Here is an 18,066-nt window from a genome sequence, read left to right on the forward strand (position 1 = left end):
AGGGCAACGGGCGTAAAAATAGGCAGCGCTATTTCATTTTCTGAAAATACTCGCTCACCTCCCGCTGATAATACGGAGTGAGGGCCGGCGGTACGGTACGTAGCAACTCCGTCTGACGGTTACGTTCCTGTCGATATTTCTCGAAAGCCGGCGGAAAACCGGGCGGCACCGTGCGCGCCGTCTCGGCTTCGCGCTTGTTGTCGAGGTCCCGCTCCCTGGCCGATTTCTCGGCTTCCAGGAGGCGGCTCAGGATCTGACGTTGGCGCATAACGGTTTGCTCCGTCAAGCGCTTGTTTACGAGGTCCGTCTCGGTTTGTTCCATCATTTTTTTCAGCTCGCCGAGGCCGCCCATGCCCTCCTCTCCTTTGCCTTTTTGGCCGTTTTTGCCCTCTTTGGCCTGTTGCTGCATTTTCTCCAATTGCTGCAGGGCTTCGCGCAACATTTGCTGCTGAGCGGCCATTTTGGCCAGGTCCTCGGAAAGCTGGCGCCCACTCTTGCCGCTCTGCTGCAATTGCTGAATCTGCTCGTTGAGCTGCTGCTGCAACTTGCCCATCTGTCCTACGCCAGGGTTTTGCTGGCCGCTCTTCTTTTTCTTGCCGGGCTTGCCGCTGCCCGACTGGTTTTGCTGGGATTGGCGTTGCTGCTCCTGCATCTGCTGCAAGGCGTCGTTGAGCATCAGGGCGAGGTTGTTCATGCTCGTCATGGCCAGCTGCTGCGAACTGGTGGCCCGGCCCACGTTTCGCTGACGCAGCTGGTCCATGGCTTGGTCCATCTGCCCGTTCATCTCGCCCACTTCGCGCGTCACGAATGACTGCAGCTGGAATACCTTTTTGGCCAGGGCATAAAGCGAATCCTGAATTACCACGGCGTCGTCGCGGAGCTTGCGCTGGTTCTGGCTGAGCTGCACGAAGCGCGGGTCGGATTGATCTACCTGCCTGAACTGCTTCATCAGGCCTTCCTGGTCGAAGGACAGTTTCAGCAGGTTTTCCAGGATGTCGCGCAGGTCATCGATGTTCTGCTGCTGCTGATCCGACTCTTCCTGCTCCATCTGCTGACGCATTTTCTGCGCCATGTCCTTCATCTTCTGCGCCGCGTCCTTCTGGCTTTGGGCCGCCTTTTGGTTTTGGTTTTTGCCCAATTCCTCCTGGCTTTCCTGCATTTCCTGATCAATCTCCTGCTGCTGTTGCTGCATTTGATCGAGGTTGTTCTGGTTGTCGAGCTGCTGATCGAGCTTCTTGGCTTCCTGCAGCTCTTTCTTCACATCTTCGAAAGCCTTTTGGGCTTCCTGCTGCTGCTGCTTGAGCTGCTCGTTTTCCTGCTTGCGCTGCTCGGGGCTTTTCTCGGCGGCCTTTTGGGTTTGCTCCGCCAGCTTCTGCTCCTGCTCGGCTAGCTTTTCCAGTTGCTCGGTCGCGTTTTCCATCTTCTGCTCCAGCTGCAGTTGCTTGAACAGGTCCATGGCGCGCTCCAGCTCCTTCTGCATGTTTTCTTCCTTGTTCTCAAGCTTATCGAGCAGCTTTTGAATCTCGCCCTCAGGCGCCTTCTGCTGTTGCAGTAGCTTTTGCAGTTCCTCGTACAGCTTCTTGGTTTCGGGGTCCATCATGGAGTCCATGAGCTTCTGCAGCTCCTGGGCCTTTTCCGCCAGCTTTTGGCTTTGCGGTTCCATCTGCTCCTGCTTCTGCTGCAGCTGTGCAAACATCTGCTTCATCTGCTCGAGCTGCTGGTCCATCTGCTGCTTTTCCTGCAGCATTTGCTGCATCTCCTTGCGGTCGGAGTAGCTTAGCTCGCGTTTGGTTTTGAGCTTTTCTTCGGCTTTGGCCAGTTCCCGCTGCAGCTTCTTGCTCTGCTCCTGAGCGCTGGTCATCTTGTTTTGCATGGCCTGCGACTCAGCATTCAGCTGAGTGCGCATTTCGGCCCGGCTCGGCAGGCGGTAAGTCAGCGGGCGGGTGCGGGTGCTTTTGGGGCCTTTCAGGCCGTCGTTGTCCCACACTTCCACGGCGTACTCCAGCTGGTCGCCGGCCTTGAGGCGCAGCGAAGCCAGGTCCCACTGGTGGGTATACGTCTGGGCGGGGCTGGCACTGGCCAGGGCCATGGGGGCGGAGCGCCATTGGCCCGGCTGCTGCGCCGTGCCTACGCGGTAGTGCAAGGCTAGGCGCGTCAGGCCGTAATCGTCGCGCACGGTGCCAGCCAGGGCTAGGTAGCGGCGCGTAGCCGTATCGGCAAAGGCTTCCACGGTGATGCTGGGTGCTTGGTCGGGCACCACGGTGAGCTGGTATTCGATGGGGTCGCGGTTGGGGCTGATGGCGTTGCGCAGTTGCACGCGGTAAGGCTGGCTGCGCACGGCCGGGCGCGTCACGGTGAACTGGTCGTCGGCTACGGCCTGGGCGGTTACGGTTTCGTTGGGCTCCAGAAACTCCAGCTTTACTTGTTCGGTTGCGGCGGTGTTGAACTGCCAGGTCAGGCGCGTGCCTTCGGGTACGGTGAGGTTGCCTTCATTGGGCAGGCTTTCGGCCGGCCGGCGCAAGTAAGCGGGGTATTCGGCGCGCACGGCGAAGTCGAGCAGGTTGGGCCGCTCCAGCACGCGCAACTGGTAATCATCGGAAGTAAAGCCCGCGGCGGCCAGCTGAAACTGCGTGCTGCGCTGCGGCTGCTGAAAAGTAAAGGCAAAGCGGCCTGGCGCCACCTTGGTCAGGCGCCGCTCACGACCATCGAACAGCACGTTGATTTCGTTGGGCACTGCCATACCTTCCACTGTGACTTCCAGCTTGAAGTCTTCGTTTTTAAAGGTCTGCAGCTGTTTGTTTGCCAGCACAAAGCGGAAGGGCATCGGCCGCGCATAAGCTTTGTTGTAGTGCAGAATGCGCTCGGTGCCCTGCACAAACAAGCTGGGCCACACCAGCAGCAGCACGGCAGCCAAGGCAGCCGGCACCGCGGCGTACTTCCACAAGGGCCGGGTTTCTTCCTTGATGCGAATGCGCTCGGCAAACTCCAGGCCCGACAATTGGCCGGCGCGCTGATCGAGGCTGGCCGCAATCAGGGCGTTGTCGCGGGCCTGGCCTTGCAGCTGCAGAGCGTTCAGGAGCTTGTCCTGCACTTCCGGAAATAGCTTGCCCACGTGCTGTGCGGCCTGCTCATCAGAAAGCAGGCGGCGCAGGTTGGTAAGAGCAGCTAAGGGCTGCCAGATCCAGTGAATGAAGGCCCAGATCGTCAGTCCCAAAAAGCCGAACAGCAATCCACCCCGCACCCAGGTGGGCAGGTAAAGAAAGTATTCGAGCAGATTGAAAACGACAAACAGCGTGAGCAGTAACCCACCGGCCACCAGAAGGCCGCGTACCAGCAAACTCAGATAAAACTTCCGTTTGAAGTCTTCCAGATGCTTGCGTACGGCCTGCCAACTGGCAGGGGCGGATGAAGAAGTAACAGATGGCGTTGCCGGCATGGCAGAACTTCGCGTCGACTAGGTGAAGGCAGAGTAAGATACGGCGAAACCGCCGGGCCGGGCCCATCCGACCCGTGCCGCTGAGCTTCTTTAACCACCACCGGCCCGCAATAAGTGCCGAACCAAGGCGCAGTTGTAGCGTAGGATCGGCTACTGCAGTTCCACGTAGGCCGGGCAGTGGTCGGAATGTACCGCATCGGGTAACAGACCGGCCGAGACAAGCCGGGGTTGCAAGCTGTTATCGGCCAGTAGGTAATCTAGCCGCCAGCCCACGTTGCGCGAGCGGCTGCCGGCGCGGTAGCTCCACCAAGAATACTGATGCGGCGCTTCGCCGTGGTGGTGGCGAAACGAGTCGGTGTAGCCGTCGGCCAGGAAAGCGGCAAACCAGGCCCGCTCCGCGGGCGTGTAGCCGGGGCTGTTCTGGTTGGCCTTGGGGTTGTGCAGGTCGATGGGTGTGGGGCAGCAGTTGAAGTCGCCGCAAATAACCAGCGGCGGTACCGAGTGACGCAGGGCCTTCACGTAGGTAGAAAACCACGCCAGCCAGTCGAGCTTGAACTGCTGCCGCTCCGGTCCGCTCGTGCCCGAGGGCATGTACACATTCAGCACCGAGAAATCGTCAAAATCCAGCCGCAGGACGCGGCCTTCGTGGTCATAGATTTCACGGCCGCAACCCATCGTCACGGCCTTGGGCAATTGCTTGGTGAAGGTGGCTACACCGCTGTACCCCGGTTTTTGGGCTGGATACAGGTAGGCATGGTAGCCAAGGGCCTCAAAGCCCGCCACATCCAGCGCCTCGCGGCCCGCTTTGATTTCCTGCAGGCAAAGCACATCTGGCTGGGCTTCCTGCACCCAGTCAAGCAACCCCTTGCTCAGGGCCGAGCGCAGGCCGTTGACGTTGTAAGAAATGATTTTCAATGAGAAGTATTAAATAAAAACTGCCTGCTGAGCTTACCAAAGCATCTCTGCTACTTTGTCTGATACTAGTCTCAACGAAGCAGTAGAAATGCTTCTGTAAGCTCAGCGGAACGTTCTATAACTTGACATTCAGATGCCAGAAGCTTTTGTGCTTTGAGCAGCAGTGCATCAAGCCACTTTACTCATTTTCTTCTTGAGCAAAGTACTCCAGCATGTGCCACTTTAGCATCCGCTCCTGTTCTTTCAAATTGGCAAAAGGGACGGGCCTGATGAGGCGGTAATGGGGCCAGCCCTCTTCGTCCAAGCGCTCCAACTCGTAGTAGCCCGATAGGCTAAAAAGTTTGCAGGTGGCAATGTGCATCAGGTCCTGCTTCTGCTCTTTGGAGAACGGCCCAGCGCCCTGGCCCAACTCCTGTACCCCAATGAGCAGCAGCAGGGCGTTGAGGTCGGGCTTTTTGCCGAATCGTTCCTTCATTTCCGACATCAGCAGCCACCAGCGGTGCTCGAACTGGGCCTCCGTTTCCTGCGGATCCAGCATGGATTAAGCGGTGTGCTCGGCGTGAGGCGCCGTGGGCGTAGCCGATTCTTCCTTCAGGGCTTCCCAGTACTCCACGGCCCGGCGGAAGTGCGGAATCACGATGCTGCCGCCGATGAGATTGGCAATGGCAAACACTTCATATACCTCCGCATCGGTGAGGCCTTCTTCGTAGCACTTGCCAAGGTGATACTTGATGCAGTCGTCGCAGCGCAGCACCATAGAGCAGGCCAAACCCACGATTTCCTTGGTCTTGACGTCGAGGGCGCCGGCTTGGTAAGTATTGGTATCAAGGTTGAAAAAGCGCTTGATAACTTTGTTATCCGCCGCCATGATCTTTTCGTTCATGCGCGAGCGGTAGTCGTTGAATTCGGTGACGAGGCTCATCCGTGAAATGGTGAGATGGTGAAAGGGGAAGTTGAAGCCAAATGCCTGATTGCATCAATGGCTTTCTGCCTGCAAAGGTTTACATTCAGCAGCAATTATGACGCGCTAACGCTATCATAGCCGTCAATTACTTATTGATTGAAACCTTCTATTTCGTCCATTCAGCGTCTTACCGATGCTTCGCACAGCCCTATCCGATTTCGTTTCACTGATCTTTCCCCGCACCTGCCTGGCTTGCCAGCAGTCTTTAGCCCGCGGCGAAACGCACCTGTGCACCAGCTGCCGCACCCAGCTTCCGTACACCGATTACCACCGCCTCTCCCCTACCGATAACCCGCTGGCGCGACGCTTTTGGGGTCGTGTACCCATGCATTACGTACTCAGCTACCTGCGCTTCCTGCGCCGCGGCCGCGTGCAGCACCTGTTGCACCAGCTCAAGTACCAAGGTCAGAAGGAAGTGGGAACTGCTTTGGGGCAGATGTACGGGCAGGAGTTGGCCCAGGCCGGTCTAGGCACCGACATTGAATTGATTGTTCCCGTACCGTTGCACCGCCGCAAGCTGGCCAAGCGTGGCTACAACCAATCCGACACCTTCGCCCAAGGGCTGGCCGAAAGCTTGGATGTGGCTTGGTCGCCGACGGTGCTACGCCGCACCAGCTTCACCACCACCCAAACGCGCAAGAGCCGCGCCGAACGATGGCAAAACGTAGCCGAAGTGTTCGACGTGGCCGACCCCGAAGCAGTGCAAGGCAAGCACATACTGGTAGTCGATGATGTGCTGACCACCGGCGCCACTTTGGAAGCCTGCGCCATCAAACTGCTCGATGCTGGTGCCGCGGCTGTGAGCGTTGCCACCATTGCTTGCGCCGAACATTAAGTGAAGTATAAGATCAGCCATTGATAACGACCAGCCCAAACGCAAAACGGCCCGGACTGCAGTAGTCCGGGCCGTTTTGCGTTTGGGCTAACCCTAAGGCTTACTTGTTCGAGCCGGGGTTGATCATGGCGCAGCGGAAGCCGATAGAGGCCGTAGCCGAGTCTTCAGCCATGAAGCGACGCGTACCGGGCGAGAGCCAGTAAGCTACGTCCTTCCACGAGCCGCCTTTGTAGACGCGTACGTGGTCGTCGATCAGCGACTGGTAGCCTTTCTTGTCGTACTTCTCCGATTCGTCCAGCACACCGTTTCGACGGAAGGGGTTCAGGTCTTCCATGTCTTCGAACGACAGCGGACGGTATACGTCCTGTACCCACTCGTTTACGTTGCCAGCCATGTTGTACAGGCCGTAATCATTGGGCGGGTACGAGTAGATGTACTCGGTAATCATTGCGCCGTCGTTGAGCGAGCCGGCAATACCAGCGTAGTCACCGCGGCCGCGCTTGAAGTTGGCCAGGAACTGACCCATCTTCTTGCCGTAGGGGTTACGCACCTGGCGGCCATCCCACGGATATACGCGCTTGTTCTCCTGGTTCTCGTTGCCGGTTTCCTGGGTGCCGATCATAGCCTGAGCAGCGTATTCCCATTCGGCTTCGGTGGGGAGGCGGTAGTTAGGCAGGGTATTGCCGTTCTCAATGGCAATCCGCACTTTGCCTTCGCCGTCGCCTTCTCCTTCGGTTGTGCCTTCAGCACCGTCAGCAGCAGCGCCTTTTTTCTTTTTGCCGAATAGTCCGCCGCCCTTCTTACGTCCGCCGCCGCTTTCGCCGCCATCGGATTGCATAGCTAGGTTTTCGTTCACCTTGGCCGTACGCCAGGTGCAGAAGTCATTGGCCTGCAGCCAGCTGACACCCACTACCGGGAAATAGCGGAAGCCAGGGTAACGCAGGTAGTAGTCAACGTAAGGGTCGTTAAACGACAGGTCGCGGGCCCATACGGTGGTATCGGGCAGGGCTTTCTGGTAGAACTCCTCCGACGAGTCCTTCCGCACGTAGTGCAGGTACTCCAGCCAGTGGATGTTGGCAACTTCAGCTTCGTCCATGTAGAACGAAGCTACTGTAACGGTGCGCTCGAGGTTGTCGTGGGTCATGGCCACGTCTTCTTCACCGGAGCCCAGCACGGTGCGGCCGCCCTCGATGAAAACGAGACCTGGACCTTCAGGAATGCCTTGGTAGTCAGCTACCTTCATGCCTTCCTCGGTGTTGTACTCAATGCCGGTGGTCGAGCTGTACTTGCCGGGCTTCTGAGCCGACGGCGGACCGCTTTTGCAAGCCGACAGGGCGCAAGCGCCAACGACGGCCAAACGCAGGTACTTGGAAAGATTCATACTTGTTTACGTGGAACTCCTTGAGCGAAAAAGGCTTGAGAAAGGCAAACTGAACGCAATACTACGAGTTTTCAAAAGGAGGGACAAGGGGGAGCAGCGTAATTTTTGCGTCTTAAACGTCGCTTCGCGGCTTCGAGCAAATCAATCTTTTCTAAACACAATGTTAGCTCGTGGGCGCCTCCTACTTCGCGGCTAAACCGGCTGAGACTCACGTCGTAACTGTAACCGAAGCGGAAACCGTTCCACGCCACACCCAGCAGCGTTACCAAGCTCTGTTGGGCTTTGCCCGGACCGGGCAAGGAGCCCCGCCACAGCACTCCGGCCGTGAGTGGCGTGGCAGTACCGTAAAGACCTATTTCAGCCCGCTCCGAACCGCCCTGATAGGTATAAGCGGCCGTGGGCGAAAGACTAACCTCGCGGTACTGCTGCTTAACGCTGTTGCGCACGAAATAGTATTTGTAGCCACCGTGTGCCGCTAGGCGAAATGGGAGTTTAGTGTTCTGAAGCTGACCAAATTGGGGCTGGTTCAGGTGGTGCATGGCCAAGCCGCCCCAAGCATTGCTAGTATACAGCAACCCCCCGACTCCCAGGGTGAGGTAGCGTACCGGGTCGTAAAGTTGCGCAAGGTTTTCGCCGGAGGGGCCGAGGTTCTGGCCGTCGTCGGAAAGCTGGTCGCCGAAGAGCAGGTTGTTGTAGCTGATGCGCTGGGAGCCGTACGCGGCGTGGGCGCCGGCACTCACGTACACATCTTGGGCCAGCTTAGCGCGGTAAGCGTAAGTAAAACCGGCCTCCAAGCGCGTCAGGTCAAGGCCGCCACCGCGGTCGGCGTTGATGAGCAGACCCACGGCACTTCGCTGATCCTGGAAGCGGTAGTCGGCGGCTAGCTGGCTGGTTTGCAGCGTACCGATGAGCGTGGGGTACTGGTTGCGGTACGCCAGTGTGACGCTGGCGTCGCTTATGAGGCCCGTAAAGGCCGGGTTCAGGTGCAGCCGCGTGGCGTACGGCTGCGAAAAATAAACGTCTTGGGCCTGTGTGGTGGGTGCCACGCTTAAACCCAAAAGCGCAGCCGCCATCCAACGGCGCAGCCCGGCGGTACGGGCGCGCTGACGTAAAACAACGGGCAGGAATATGGCACACATAGGCGGGTGTACTAACGGCCGGAAGCCCGCGTTTGGTGCGCGGGGGTGGGGTGGCGGAACTAAAATTGCAAATTCGCCCATCTTAGACTTGTCACCTCAACTAATCGGACGCCCCTTCACGCCGCTTGTGGCTTAGTCGTCAATCATTTATCACATGCGAAAATTTTTTCTAGGTCTGCTGGTTTTGCTGGTGGTGCTGGTGGCAGCCGTCGCGCTGATGCCGATACTGTTCAAGGACAAACTCAAGGCCGCCCTCGATCAACAACTTGCTCAGAAGCTTTCGGCACGGGTAGAATACCAGCCGGAGAATGTCAGTGTGAGTTTGCTGCGCACCTTCCCCGATCTGGACCTGAGCGTGGAGCAGTTGCGGATTATCGGGCAGGATTCGTTTGCGCGTGACACGCTGGCTTACTTACCCCGGCTTGATATCGGCTTGGATCTGATGAGCGTTATCCGCGGGGAGCAAATCAAGATTAATTCGGTCAGCCTAGAGCGGCCCGACATTCACGCTCGAATTCTGAAGAGCGGGCGCGCCAACTGGGACATCGTCATTCCCGACTCGACGCTGGCCGAGCAGGGCAAAGACACCAGCGCCATTCGACTGACCATTAAGGGCTGGAAGATTGATAACGGCCGCGTACGTTACGAGGACCTGACCATCCCCTTCGGTATGGAGATGCGGGGCGTGAACCACTCCGGTTCCGGCGACTTTGCTTCAAACATTTTCGATATGAAGTCGCAGACCTCAGCCGAGGCCCTGACCATGCGCTACGATGGCACCGCCTACCTCGACAAGAAGCAGCTGACCGCCGACGTGACCATGGGCATGGACCTGGACAAGATGCTCTTCACTTTCAAAGACAACCAGGTGCGGCTGAATGATTTCCCGTTCAGCTTCCAGGGCGCCATCGGGTTGCCGAACGCTACGGACATTACCTACGATCTGACTTTTAAGGCCCTGCAAACGGATTTCAAGAACATCCTGAGCCTGGTGCCGGGCGTGTTTACGAAGGACTTCAAGAACCTCGAGACTAGCGGCAAAGTGGCGTTCGACGGCTACTTCAAGGGTGTGCAGAACGAAACGCGGATGCCCGGCTACGGCCTGAACCTGCAGATCAACAACGGCATGTTTCACTACCCCGACCTGCCACAAGCCGCTCGCAATATCAACGTGGACATGACGGTGGACAACCCTTCGGGCTTCACCAATAATGTGAAGGTAAACGTGAAGCGCTTTCACCTCGATCTGGGCAAGAATCCCGTGGACGGCAACGTATCCATTGACGGGCTGGAGCCCATGAAGATAGACGGCCGCGTGAAGGCCAACGTGGATCTGGCCGAAATGACCAAAGTGTACCCCGTACCGGATATGGTGCTGCGCGGGCTGTTGGCCGTGGATGCCACGGCCAAGGGCTCTTACTCCAAGACGCAGATGCCCGTGACGCAGGCCGCACTACGCCTGACCAACGGTTACGTGAAGTCGAAGGAATTCCCGGCGCCCATTGAGAACCTGACGTTGAATGGCACCGTGGTGAACACCACCGGCCAAGTAAACGACACGCGCATCGATATTCCGCAGTTTCGGATGCTGCTCGACGGCGAGCCGCTGGAAGGCCGGGTGGCGGCCCAGAACATCGACAAGCCCGTATTCGACGCCAACGTGAAGGGCGTGGTGGACCTAACCAAGCTCACCAAGATTTTTCCGCTGGAAGGCATGACGGTGACTGGCCGCCTCAACGGCAACATCGCCGCCAAAGGCAGCATGGCCGATATCGAGGCTGAGCGCTACCAGAACATCGTGGCTTCGGGCACAATGCAGGCGCAAAACGTGACTTACAAAAGTGGCGACCTGCCCCAGGGCCTGAAAGTAAACCAAGCCACGGCTACGTTCAACAATGCGCAGATCGTGCTGCAAAACATGTCGGGCTTTCTCGGCACGTCCGACTTCGCGGCTTCGGGCACGATTACCAACTACATGGGCTACCTGTTTACGCCCGGCCAGCCCCTGCGCGGTAATCTGACGGTGAATTCCAGGCGCTTCAACGTGAACGAGTGGATGGTGGACGAAGCCAGCGGCAAGCCTACCACCGGCGCTGCCACCGCTGCCAAGGCACCCGCCACGCCCGCTCAGGCCGACGGCGTGCTGCAGATTCCGAAGTTCTTCGACCTGACCCTGAACGCCAACGCTGACCAAGTGGTATACGACAACCTGAAGCTGGAAAACCTGAAAGGCACCGTAGCGGTGAAGGATGAAGCCGTCAATATGAACGGGTTGACCTTCAACACCCTGGGTGGCTCCTTCGCTACCACCGGCAGCTACAGCAGCAAGGACCTGCAGCACCCTAAGTTCTCTTTGGGGCTGAACATCAAAAACCTGGACTTCCAGAACGCCTTCCGCGCTTTCAACTCGGTGAAGACGCTGGTGCCGCTAGCTTCGCAGGTGGAGGGCATCTTCTCCACCAACTTCAACGTGACCGGTGAAATGGGCCCCGATATGATGCCCGTGTACAGCACCCTCACCGGCAAGGGCCTATTTGAAGTAGTGCGCGCTGCACTGGGCGCATCACCCGTAATGACCAAGGTGAGTAACCTCACTCAGCTCGATGAGCTGAAGCGCTTTGTGGTGGAGAACAAGGATGTGGCTGCTGAATTCTTGAACGGTAATTTCATCGTGAAGCCGTTTGAGTTCAACGTCGGTCAGATCAAGAGCACGGTGGGCGGCTCCTCCAACGTGGCCGGCAACCTGGAATACGTAATGGCCCTGGACGTGCCCACCGGCAAGGTCGGCAATGCCTTAAACGCGAAGCTTACTCAGCTGACTGGGGTGCAGGACATCAAGGGGACCGAGCGCGTGACCATGGGCCTGAAAATCGGCGGCTCAATGACTAACCCGACTGTGAACCTGACCACCGCCGGTGCCAAGGCCCAGGCTAAGAATATCGTGCAGAGCGTGGTGCAGTCGAAGGTAGACGACGCCAAACTTCAACTACAGGCCCGGGCGCAGGTGGCGCAAGACAGCGCCCGCCGCGAACTGGAACGCAAGCAACTGGAACTGCAGGCCAAAGCGCAGCAGGAAGTGGAGAAGAGGCGCTTGGAGGCCGAGGCCAAGCTGAAAGACAAGGCGTCGCAGGGCTTAAACAACCTGCTGAACCGTGGCAAGAAGCCCGCACAGCCTACTTCAACTCCAGCTCCAACTCCGGCTACCCCCGCCAAACCGGATTCAGCGGCTACTGGTAATTAATTTTTGAAATCAACGAAGCTGGTCCGGCCCGTGGGTGAAAACCGACGGGCCGGTTTGTTTTTGGCTTTCGTCGATGCAGGTAGCTTATTCATCGACCCCAAAGTGGTATTGGCAACGGCGAGGGATGGTTGCGTGTGGCAGCAAAATGGTATATTTCTTGCCGTGTACCTTTTGTTAGGTTCTTACGTACTAGCCCCGCTTGCACTTTTTCCCTACTCGTTTTCCTCCACCACATGAAAAGAACTTTTCTCGCTCCGCTGGCGCTGCTCGCCGTGCTGGGGCTCGGCAGCTGCGGCAAGGATGCCAAACAGGCCAAGCTGCAGATTCGCCTGACCGACGCCCCGGGTGATTTCCGGGCCGTCAACCTGGATTTGCGTCAGATCGAAGTCCACCTGAAGGATGAGAATGACCCGAACGGCTGGGAGAACCTGCCCTTCACGGCACAAAGCATCAATATTCTGGAGTACGTGAATGGGCGTTCGGCCTTGCTTGTCGATACCGACTTCAAGCCTGGTGAGATTAAGGAGATTCGCCTCGTGCTCGGCCCAAACAACACCGTGACGACCAAGACCGGTACCTACGAGCTCAAGACGCCCAGTGGCCAGACTTCGGGCGTGAAGCTGAAGCTGCAGAATGTGGATCTGAAGGCCCGCGAGACCTACCAACTGCTGCTGGACTTTGACGTGGCCAAGTCCATCGTGGAGCGTGGCAACGGCTCGAACCGCTTTCTGCTGAAGCCCGTCATTCGGGTGGTGGCGCAGGACCTGAACGGCATGCTGCGCGGCGTGGCTTCGCCGGCTGCTGCCGAGCCACAGGTGCTAGCCATCCGCTCTTCCATCACCGTGCCTGACACCTTCAGCACCCGCGCCGATGCCAGCGGCGCCTTCCAGCTGATGAGCTTGCCCGCTGGTACTTACACCGTGAAGCTGTTCCCGACGACGACCGCGCCCACCAATCAGGCCGCTTATCGTGAGGCTACGCGCACGGGAGTAACTGTGACCAACAACAATACCACCGACCTCGGCACTATTTCGGTGCAGTAGGCAGTCCGGTTAAAAAGCAAAAAACCACGCTGAGGCAACTCAGCGTGGTTTTTTGCTTTTTAACCTCACATCATTCTGCGCAGGCAGGGCACGTCATCAGTGATTGATCGGCACCTCGATGATGAGAAACTGCGCTTCCGTCTGGCACTCGATATCGAACCGCTCAGCGTCCCACAAGCCCAAGGCTTCCCGCTTGGGCAGGGCCTCGTCGCCCACGCGCAATTCGCCTTCGATGACGAATAAGAACACGCATTTGTTGAGCGGGTTCAGCGCGTAAGTTACTTGCTGGCCGGCCTCAAAGTAGCCTAGGCTGAGCTTGGCGTTCTGGTTGATCCAGCAGTGGGCCTGCCCTTCTTCGTTGGATACCACGGTGGTAATCCGGTTGCGACGCTGCTCGCGCGGGAAAGAGCGGCGTTGGTAGCGCGGGTTGATGTTCTGCAGCTTAGGTTCAATCCAGATCTGCAGGAAATTCACCTCGTCGTCGCCCACGTTGTGCTCCTCGTGGCGCAGGCCCGAGCCGGCACTCATGATCTGCACCCAATCCTGCTCCACCACTTCCTTGTAGCCCAGGGAGTCGATGTGGCTCATCTTGCCCGCCAGCATCACCGAAATGATTTCCATGTTCTGGTGCGGGTGAATGCCAAAACCGCTCCCGGCCTTCACAAAATCATCGTTGAACACGCGCAGCAGCCCAAAACCCGCTCGCACCGGATTGGGGTACGAGCTGAAGCTAAACGTGAAATTGCTTTGCAGCCAGCCGATGTCTTTCAGGCCGCGCTCGGCGGCCGGGAAACGTTGAATTTGCATGAAGTCGGGGCGTTTGGGGAGTAGTAAGGTGCAAGTTGGAAGCGCAGCGCTACGCGGGCAGGCTGTTTTCGAACACGAACTCGTCGAGCGGCTTGCGGCTGCGCGGCGTGGTTTCGCGCGAGCGGAACGGCTCCTCCAGCCGCTCGGCTTCGCCCACGTAGCCTAGGGCCAGCACGATGATGGGCTCTACGTCGTCGGGCAGCTGGTACTCGCGGCGTACTTTCTCTTTGTCGTAGCCGCCCATGGGGTGGCCGTGAATGCCGAGCAGCGTAGCCTGCAGCAGCAGCGTGGCGTTGGCCATGCCGGCATCGTGCTGGTACGAGGCGTTGGGCTTGCCGTCCTGGGCGTAGGTCTTGCGAGCCAGCGCCAGCACCAACACGGCGGCATCCTGGGCCCAGGGCTTGTTGCCGGGCAGCAGGCAGTCCCAGAGCTTCTGGAAGGCCTCGGTCTGGTGCTTATGGGCGTAGATGTATTGCCAGGGCTGCTCGTTCATGGCGCTGGGTGCCCAGCCGGCGGCCTCGAACAGGGTATGCAGCACTTCATCGTCGATGGGCTGATTGGTAAACGAACGGGCGCTCCAGCGGTGCTTGATGAAGTCAGCCACGGGAAAGCGCGTTTGAGCGTGCTTAATGGACATGCGGAATGTTGAGAAGTGAGATGTAAGAAGTAGGAACTGGGACAACGGTAGTAGTCCGGCATCTGACGCGGTTCTTTAGGCGCAACGAGCACCGGAGTCGACTTCAGTAGGCCGTAGCCCTAAGGGTAGATAAGGCTTGCGGTCCAGGTCCCAAGTAGGTTTACCCGTTAGGCCAATTGCTTGATCAGCTCCAACAACTCCTGCTGGGTGCTTTGGGTGCGGTCCTTGGCGTACCAGCTGTGCAGCTGAGTGGCAAATTCCTCAAAAGGCAGCTGCTCGGCTTTTAGACGCAAAAAGAGCTCCTGCGCCGGTGCCGGGCGCGGGCCCCAAGTAGCGACTTCCGTTAGCGTATCGGCACGCAGCACGATGAGCTTGGGAATGGAGCGGCCGCCGTTGGTGAGGTAGCGGTCCATTAGGTCGAGGTTTTCGTCGCGCAGCAGGTAATGAGTGGTGAACCTGCCGTGGCTGCTGCGGGCAATGGCCTCTAGCGTGGGCACAATCTGGGCCGCATCGCCGCACCAGCCTTCGGTAAGTACCAGCCACACGTACGACTGCTGCAGGCGGTCGAGCTCCAGCTGCAGCTCCGGCAGCACGATAATCGTTTTATCGATGCGCGACATCCGCTGCTCGTTGAGCTTGGCATAGTGCAGCAGCGACTCCGACTGGTTTTCGCCGGTGGTGCGGCCCTGGGCCAGCAAATCATCGATGAGCTGGCGGTACGTGGCGTAGGTATGGGCGGAGGCTAGCCGTTCGGGCGTTATAACCGGGGCAACGGAGGTGGCAGACATGGTTGTCAAATAAAATTCAGCAAAAAACCCCTCTGAGGTAGAAGGGTTTTGAAAACGCAGCAAACCAAACCGATGGTTTCGATTCAGGCCTGCCCGGCCAGCTCGCGGCAATAGGTGATAAAGTCGGTATTGATGGGCTCCAAGCCGTTGTTGCGCAGATCAGTAGCCACCTGGGCACGGTGGTAATTGGCGTGCACGCACACGTGCGTCAGGATGTCCGATACTTGGCTGTCGTAGGCGTTGCCCTGCGAATTGGAGTAGCTGATCATGCGCGTCATTTCCGCGTCGTCGGCGTCCTGCATGTACTGATGCAAGGAGGGCGAGGTCTGCTGGTGCAACTGGTGCAGGCCCTGCAAATCATGCTCCTGCCACACTTTTACCGGGCTCTGAGTATTAGTGAGGCGGGCCAGCCAGATGGCCTGCGCGTTCAGGACGTGGCTAAACAAGCGCAGGGCGCGCTCTGGAAGTTGCTGACCGCCGGCCACAATGCCGTCGAGGTGGTTGAGCAGCTTGGCATTGGCCCATACATTGTAGGCGCCTAGCTTTTCGATGGTGTTAATCATGGGTAAAAGAGAAGTGAGTGTCGAAACGGGAGAACTGTGAAGCGCGTCATCGTCGAGCGGAATCATCCCTCTCTCCCGTCTTGATACTCATGTCTAAAAATTACTGTCGCGGGTCTTGCCAGACCAGTTGTTCGTTGGTGCGGGTTTTTTCAAAGTCGGCGCAGCGTCCGTCGCCGCGGCCGGTGATACCTCCGTCGGGGCGGCACAGTACTTTGCCGGTGTTGTCATAGAGCGTGGTGAACTGGTCGCAGCACGGGGCCGATTCGTAGAACACGGTCTGGCCCTTGTACTCGTAGCTCAGGATGCGAATAGGCGGATTCTCAAGCTTGGCCGCCAGGTGCGCGCTGATTTTCTGCTCCAGCCAGGCCGGACGTTTGCGGCTGTCGAAGGGCATTTGCCCACCGGTCGGCACCGGCGTGGTGGTGGGTACCGTGGTGGGGGCTGGCGTGGAAGGGTTACCGGTAGCCCGCGGCGCGGAGGTATCGGTGGGGGTGTTCACGTCGACGGTCCGGGCACACGACCCGGCTAGCAACAGCATTCCGGCGGCAAAAGCGGCAAAGCAGCGCATAAGCATCTTAGGAAAGGGCGGCAAATGTACACAACTTGCCCGCCCGATACCGGACGGGTTTGCATTATCACTTTTCGCATACGCAATTAGTACCTCCATGGCTGGCTCTGACCCCCATCGTACCCTGAGCAAATTCCTGTCTCTGGTGCTTCGCCATCAGCCCCAAACCATCGGGCTGACGCTGGATGAAAACGGCTGGGCCGACGTGGCTGCGCTGCTTACTGGCCTGAATGCTCAAGGACACCGCACCGACCGCGCACTGCTGGAGGCCGTAGTGGCTGGCAGCGACAAGCAGCGCTTTGCCTTTAGCCCCGATGGGCAGCGCATTCGGGCCAACCAAGGACATTCGGTGGCGGTGGAGCTCGGCTACGCGCCCCAAACGCCGCCCGAAGTGCTTTACCACGGCACGGCGGAGCGCAACCTCAGCCTTATTCAGGAGCAAGGGCTACTTAAGCAGCAGCGCCACCATGTGCACCTGTCGGCGGATACCGATACGGCCCGGCAAGTAGGCCAGCGTTACGGCCGCCCCGTGGTGCTCACGATAGCAGCCGGCGAAATGGCCCGGCAGGGGCATGTGTTTTATCAGTCCGAAAACGGCGTGTGGCTGACCGATGCAGTGCCACCGCAGTTTATCCAGCTTCCGTAACCGTCGCCATAGGAATAACGCTCGGCGTTACTTCGCTATAAGGGCCCATAGCGGCGGCCCAAATACCAGCAGGCCCACCACGATGGCGGCCAGTGAAGCCAGCAGCACGGCGCCCGCGGCCACGTCCTTGGCGCGCCCGGCCAGCTCGTGAAAATCCGGCGACACCAAGTCGACGAGGCTTTCCACGGCTGTATTCATCAGTTCGGCCGTCCACACTGCACCGATGGCCAGCGCCAGCAGAGCCCAATCGTGGCGCTCTACCTGCAGCCATAGGCCCAGCGCCACCGTTACCACCGTAGCGAAAGCATGGAAGCGCAGGTGTGGCTCCGATTGCAGCGCTTCGCGGATGCCCTGAAAGGCGTAGCCGAACGAGGCTACCTCGTGTCGCCAGCGCGAGCGGTGCCGCTGCGGAGCCTTACCCACGGCCGTCGTACTCGCGAAACACGGACTGACGCAGCTTGTCCCACTCGGAGCGTAGAATGCTGAAGTACATGGTGTCGCGGCGCTGACCGCCTTGCGTGAAGCAATGGCTGCGCAAAATGCCTTCCTGCACGGCCCCCATGCGGCGCATCGCCTCCTGCGACTGACGGTTGCGTGCATCGGTCTTCAGCTCCACCCGCTCGCAGCCCAGCTCTCCGAAGGCGTATTTGAGCAGCAAGTGCTTGGCGGCACGGTTCACGCCGCTGCGTTGAAATTCTTTACCAAGCCAGGTCCAGCCGATTTCGATGCGGCCATCGGGCAGGGCAAAAGAGCCGTAGCTGGTGCTGCCGGCCAGCTTGCCAGTTTCCAGATCGATAATGGCAAAAGGGTAACGGCGGCCTGTCTGCCGCTCCTTAAGTGACTGCGCCAGGTAGCCGGCCAGGGCCATGTTGTCGCGCGGAGCCGGAGTAAGCGTATAGCGCCAGATGTCGGCATCGAAAGCAATCTGTTTCAGGGCCTCAAAATCCGAAGCTTCCAGTGGCCGTAGCCGTACGCGGCTGTTTTCGAGCGTAATGCAACGCGTGCAATCCATAATCCGGTGATAATGCAGACTGTAAAGATGCGCAAAAAGGGCCGGCCCGCGCCTCCTTACCGGTCCTAAAAAAGCCCCGACCTGGCAAGCA

Annotated in this window: 17 protein-coding genes; 4 read left to right on the forward strand and 13 right to left on the reverse strand. The window is 58.7% G+C overall.

The genetic code is table 11. The features are described from left to right. Positions 1-28: 28 nt before the first annotated feature. From AC5FXY_RS02960 to AC5FXY_RS02975, 4 genes are all read right to left on the reverse strand, one after another. Positions 29-3,436, reverse strand: coding sequence for a DUF4175 family protein (locus AC5FXY_RS02960; RefSeq protein WP_493555135.1), 3,408 nt, complete (start codon positions 3,434-3,436; stop codon positions 29-31). A gap of 150 nt (positions 3,437-3,586) precedes the next feature. Continuing rightward, positions 3,587-4,351 (reverse strand): exodeoxyribonuclease III, encoded by a 765-nt coding sequence (locus tag AC5FXY_RS02965; RefSeq protein ID WP_493555136.1) that lies wholly within the window; start codon positions 4,349-4,351, stop codon positions 3,587-3,589. A 178-nt stretch (positions 4,352-4,529) separates the two neighbouring features. Then, positions 4,530-4,889, reverse strand: coding sequence for a hypothetical protein (locus tag AC5FXY_RS02970; protein WP_493555137.1), 360 nt, complete (start codon positions 4,887-4,889; stop codon positions 4,530-4,532). Positions 4,890-4,892: 3 nt separating this feature from the next. Further along, positions 4,893-5,273, reverse strand: a complete 381-nt coding sequence (locus AC5FXY_RS02975; RefSeq protein WP_493555138.1) for a carboxymuconolactone decarboxylase family protein — start codon at positions 5,271-5,273, stop codon at positions 4,893-4,895. A gap of 175 nt (positions 5,274-5,448) precedes the next feature. Between AC5FXY_RS02975 and AC5FXY_RS02980 the strand changes: the two genes are divergently transcribed. Further along, entirely contained in the window at positions 5,449-6,150 is a 702-nt protein-coding gene (locus tag AC5FXY_RS02980) for a ComF family protein (protein ID WP_493555139.1), read from the forward strand. Positions 6,151-6,250: 100 nt separating this feature from the next. On the opposite strand, the gene AC5FXY_RS02985 is transcribed toward AC5FXY_RS02980, so the two are convergent. Together AC5FXY_RS02985 and AC5FXY_RS02990 are read right to left on the reverse strand one after the other, a co-directional pair. Continuing rightward, on the reverse strand, positions 6,251-7,531 hold the full coding sequence (locus AC5FXY_RS02985; RefSeq protein WP_493555140.1) for an SUMF1/EgtB/PvdO family nonheme iron enzyme: 1,281 nt from the start codon (positions 7,529-7,531) through the stop codon (positions 6,251-6,253). Between the two features lie 71 nt (positions 7,532-7,602). Then, positions 7,603-8,670 (reverse strand): PorP/SprF family type IX secretion system membrane protein, encoded by a 1,068-nt coding sequence (locus tag AC5FXY_RS02990; protein ID WP_493555141.1) that lies wholly within the window; start codon positions 8,668-8,670, stop codon positions 7,603-7,605. Between the two features lie 154 nt (positions 8,671-8,824). Here AC5FXY_RS02990 and AC5FXY_RS02995 point away from each other — a divergent pair, with 154 nt between their 5' ends. Next, the gene (locus AC5FXY_RS02995; protein ID WP_493555142.1) at positions 8,825-11,911 is read left to right on the forward strand and encodes an AsmA family protein; all 3,087 of its coding nucleotides are present in this window, start codon (positions 8,825-8,827) and stop codon (positions 11,909-11,911) included. 233 nt (positions 11,912-12,144) lie between these two features. Further along, positions 12,145-12,954, forward strand: coding sequence for a DUF4382 domain-containing protein (locus AC5FXY_RS03000; RefSeq protein WP_493555143.1), 810 nt, complete (start codon positions 12,145-12,147; stop codon positions 12,952-12,954). A 96-nt stretch (positions 12,955-13,050) separates the two neighbouring features. Here the strand turns inward: AC5FXY_RS03000 and AC5FXY_RS03005 are convergent, their stop codons facing one another. The 5 genes from AC5FXY_RS03005 to AC5FXY_RS03025 all read right to left on the reverse strand — a co-directional run bounded on the left by AC5FXY_RS03005 (position 13,051) and on the right by AC5FXY_RS03025 (position 16,317). Continuing rightward, on the reverse strand, positions 13,051-13,761 hold the full coding sequence (locus AC5FXY_RS03005) for a pirin family protein (RefSeq protein ID WP_493555144.1): 711 nt from the start codon (positions 13,759-13,761) through the stop codon (positions 13,051-13,053). 49 nt (positions 13,762-13,810) lie between these two features. Beyond that, on the reverse strand, positions 13,811-14,398 hold the full coding sequence (locus AC5FXY_RS03010; RefSeq protein ID WP_493555145.1) for a nitroreductase family protein: 588 nt from the start codon (positions 14,396-14,398) through the stop codon (positions 13,811-13,813). A gap of 167 nt (positions 14,399-14,565) precedes the next feature. Further along, positions 14,566-15,186 carry a thioredoxin family protein gene (locus AC5FXY_RS03015; protein WP_493555146.1) on the reverse strand — a complete coding sequence of 207 codons (621 nt, stop codon included), beginning with the start codon at positions 15,184-15,186 and terminating at the stop codon, positions 14,566-14,568. A gap of 83 nt (positions 15,187-15,269) precedes the next feature. Then, positions 15,270-15,749: a DinB family protein gene (locus tag AC5FXY_RS03020; protein WP_493555147.1), complete on the reverse strand. Its 480-nt coding sequence runs from the start codon at positions 15,747-15,749 to the stop codon at positions 15,270-15,272. 100 nt (positions 15,750-15,849) lie between these two features. Next, positions 15,850-16,317, reverse strand: coding sequence for a DUF6970 domain-containing protein (locus tag AC5FXY_RS03025; protein ID WP_493555148.1), 468 nt, complete (start codon positions 16,315-16,317; stop codon positions 15,850-15,852). Positions 16,318-16,414: 97 nt separating this feature from the next. Between AC5FXY_RS03025 and AC5FXY_RS03030 the strand changes: the two genes are divergently transcribed. Then, positions 16,415-16,963, forward strand: a complete 549-nt coding sequence (locus AC5FXY_RS03030; RefSeq protein ID WP_493555149.1) for an RNA 2'-phosphotransferase — start codon at positions 16,415-16,417, stop codon at positions 16,961-16,963. Positions 16,964-16,990: 27 nt separating this feature from the next. Here the strand turns inward: AC5FXY_RS03030 and AC5FXY_RS03035 are convergent, their stop codons facing one another. Together AC5FXY_RS03035 and AC5FXY_RS03040 are read right to left on the reverse strand one after the other, a co-directional pair. Next, on the reverse strand, positions 16,991-17,386 hold the full coding sequence (locus AC5FXY_RS03035; protein ID WP_493555150.1) for a diacylglycerol kinase family protein: 396 nt from the start codon (positions 17,384-17,386) through the stop codon (positions 16,991-16,993). Next, complete coding sequence (locus AC5FXY_RS03040; RefSeq protein WP_493555151.1) at positions 17,379-17,975, reverse strand: GNAT family N-acetyltransferase; 597 nt, start codon at positions 17,973-17,975, stop codon at positions 17,379-17,381. Before AC5FXY_RS03040 ends, AC5FXY_RS03035 begins: the two co-directional genes overlap by 8 nt. Positions 17,976-18,066: the final 91 nt, after the last annotated feature.

Source organism: Hymenobacter sp. FMD4, from assembly GCF_058932745.1.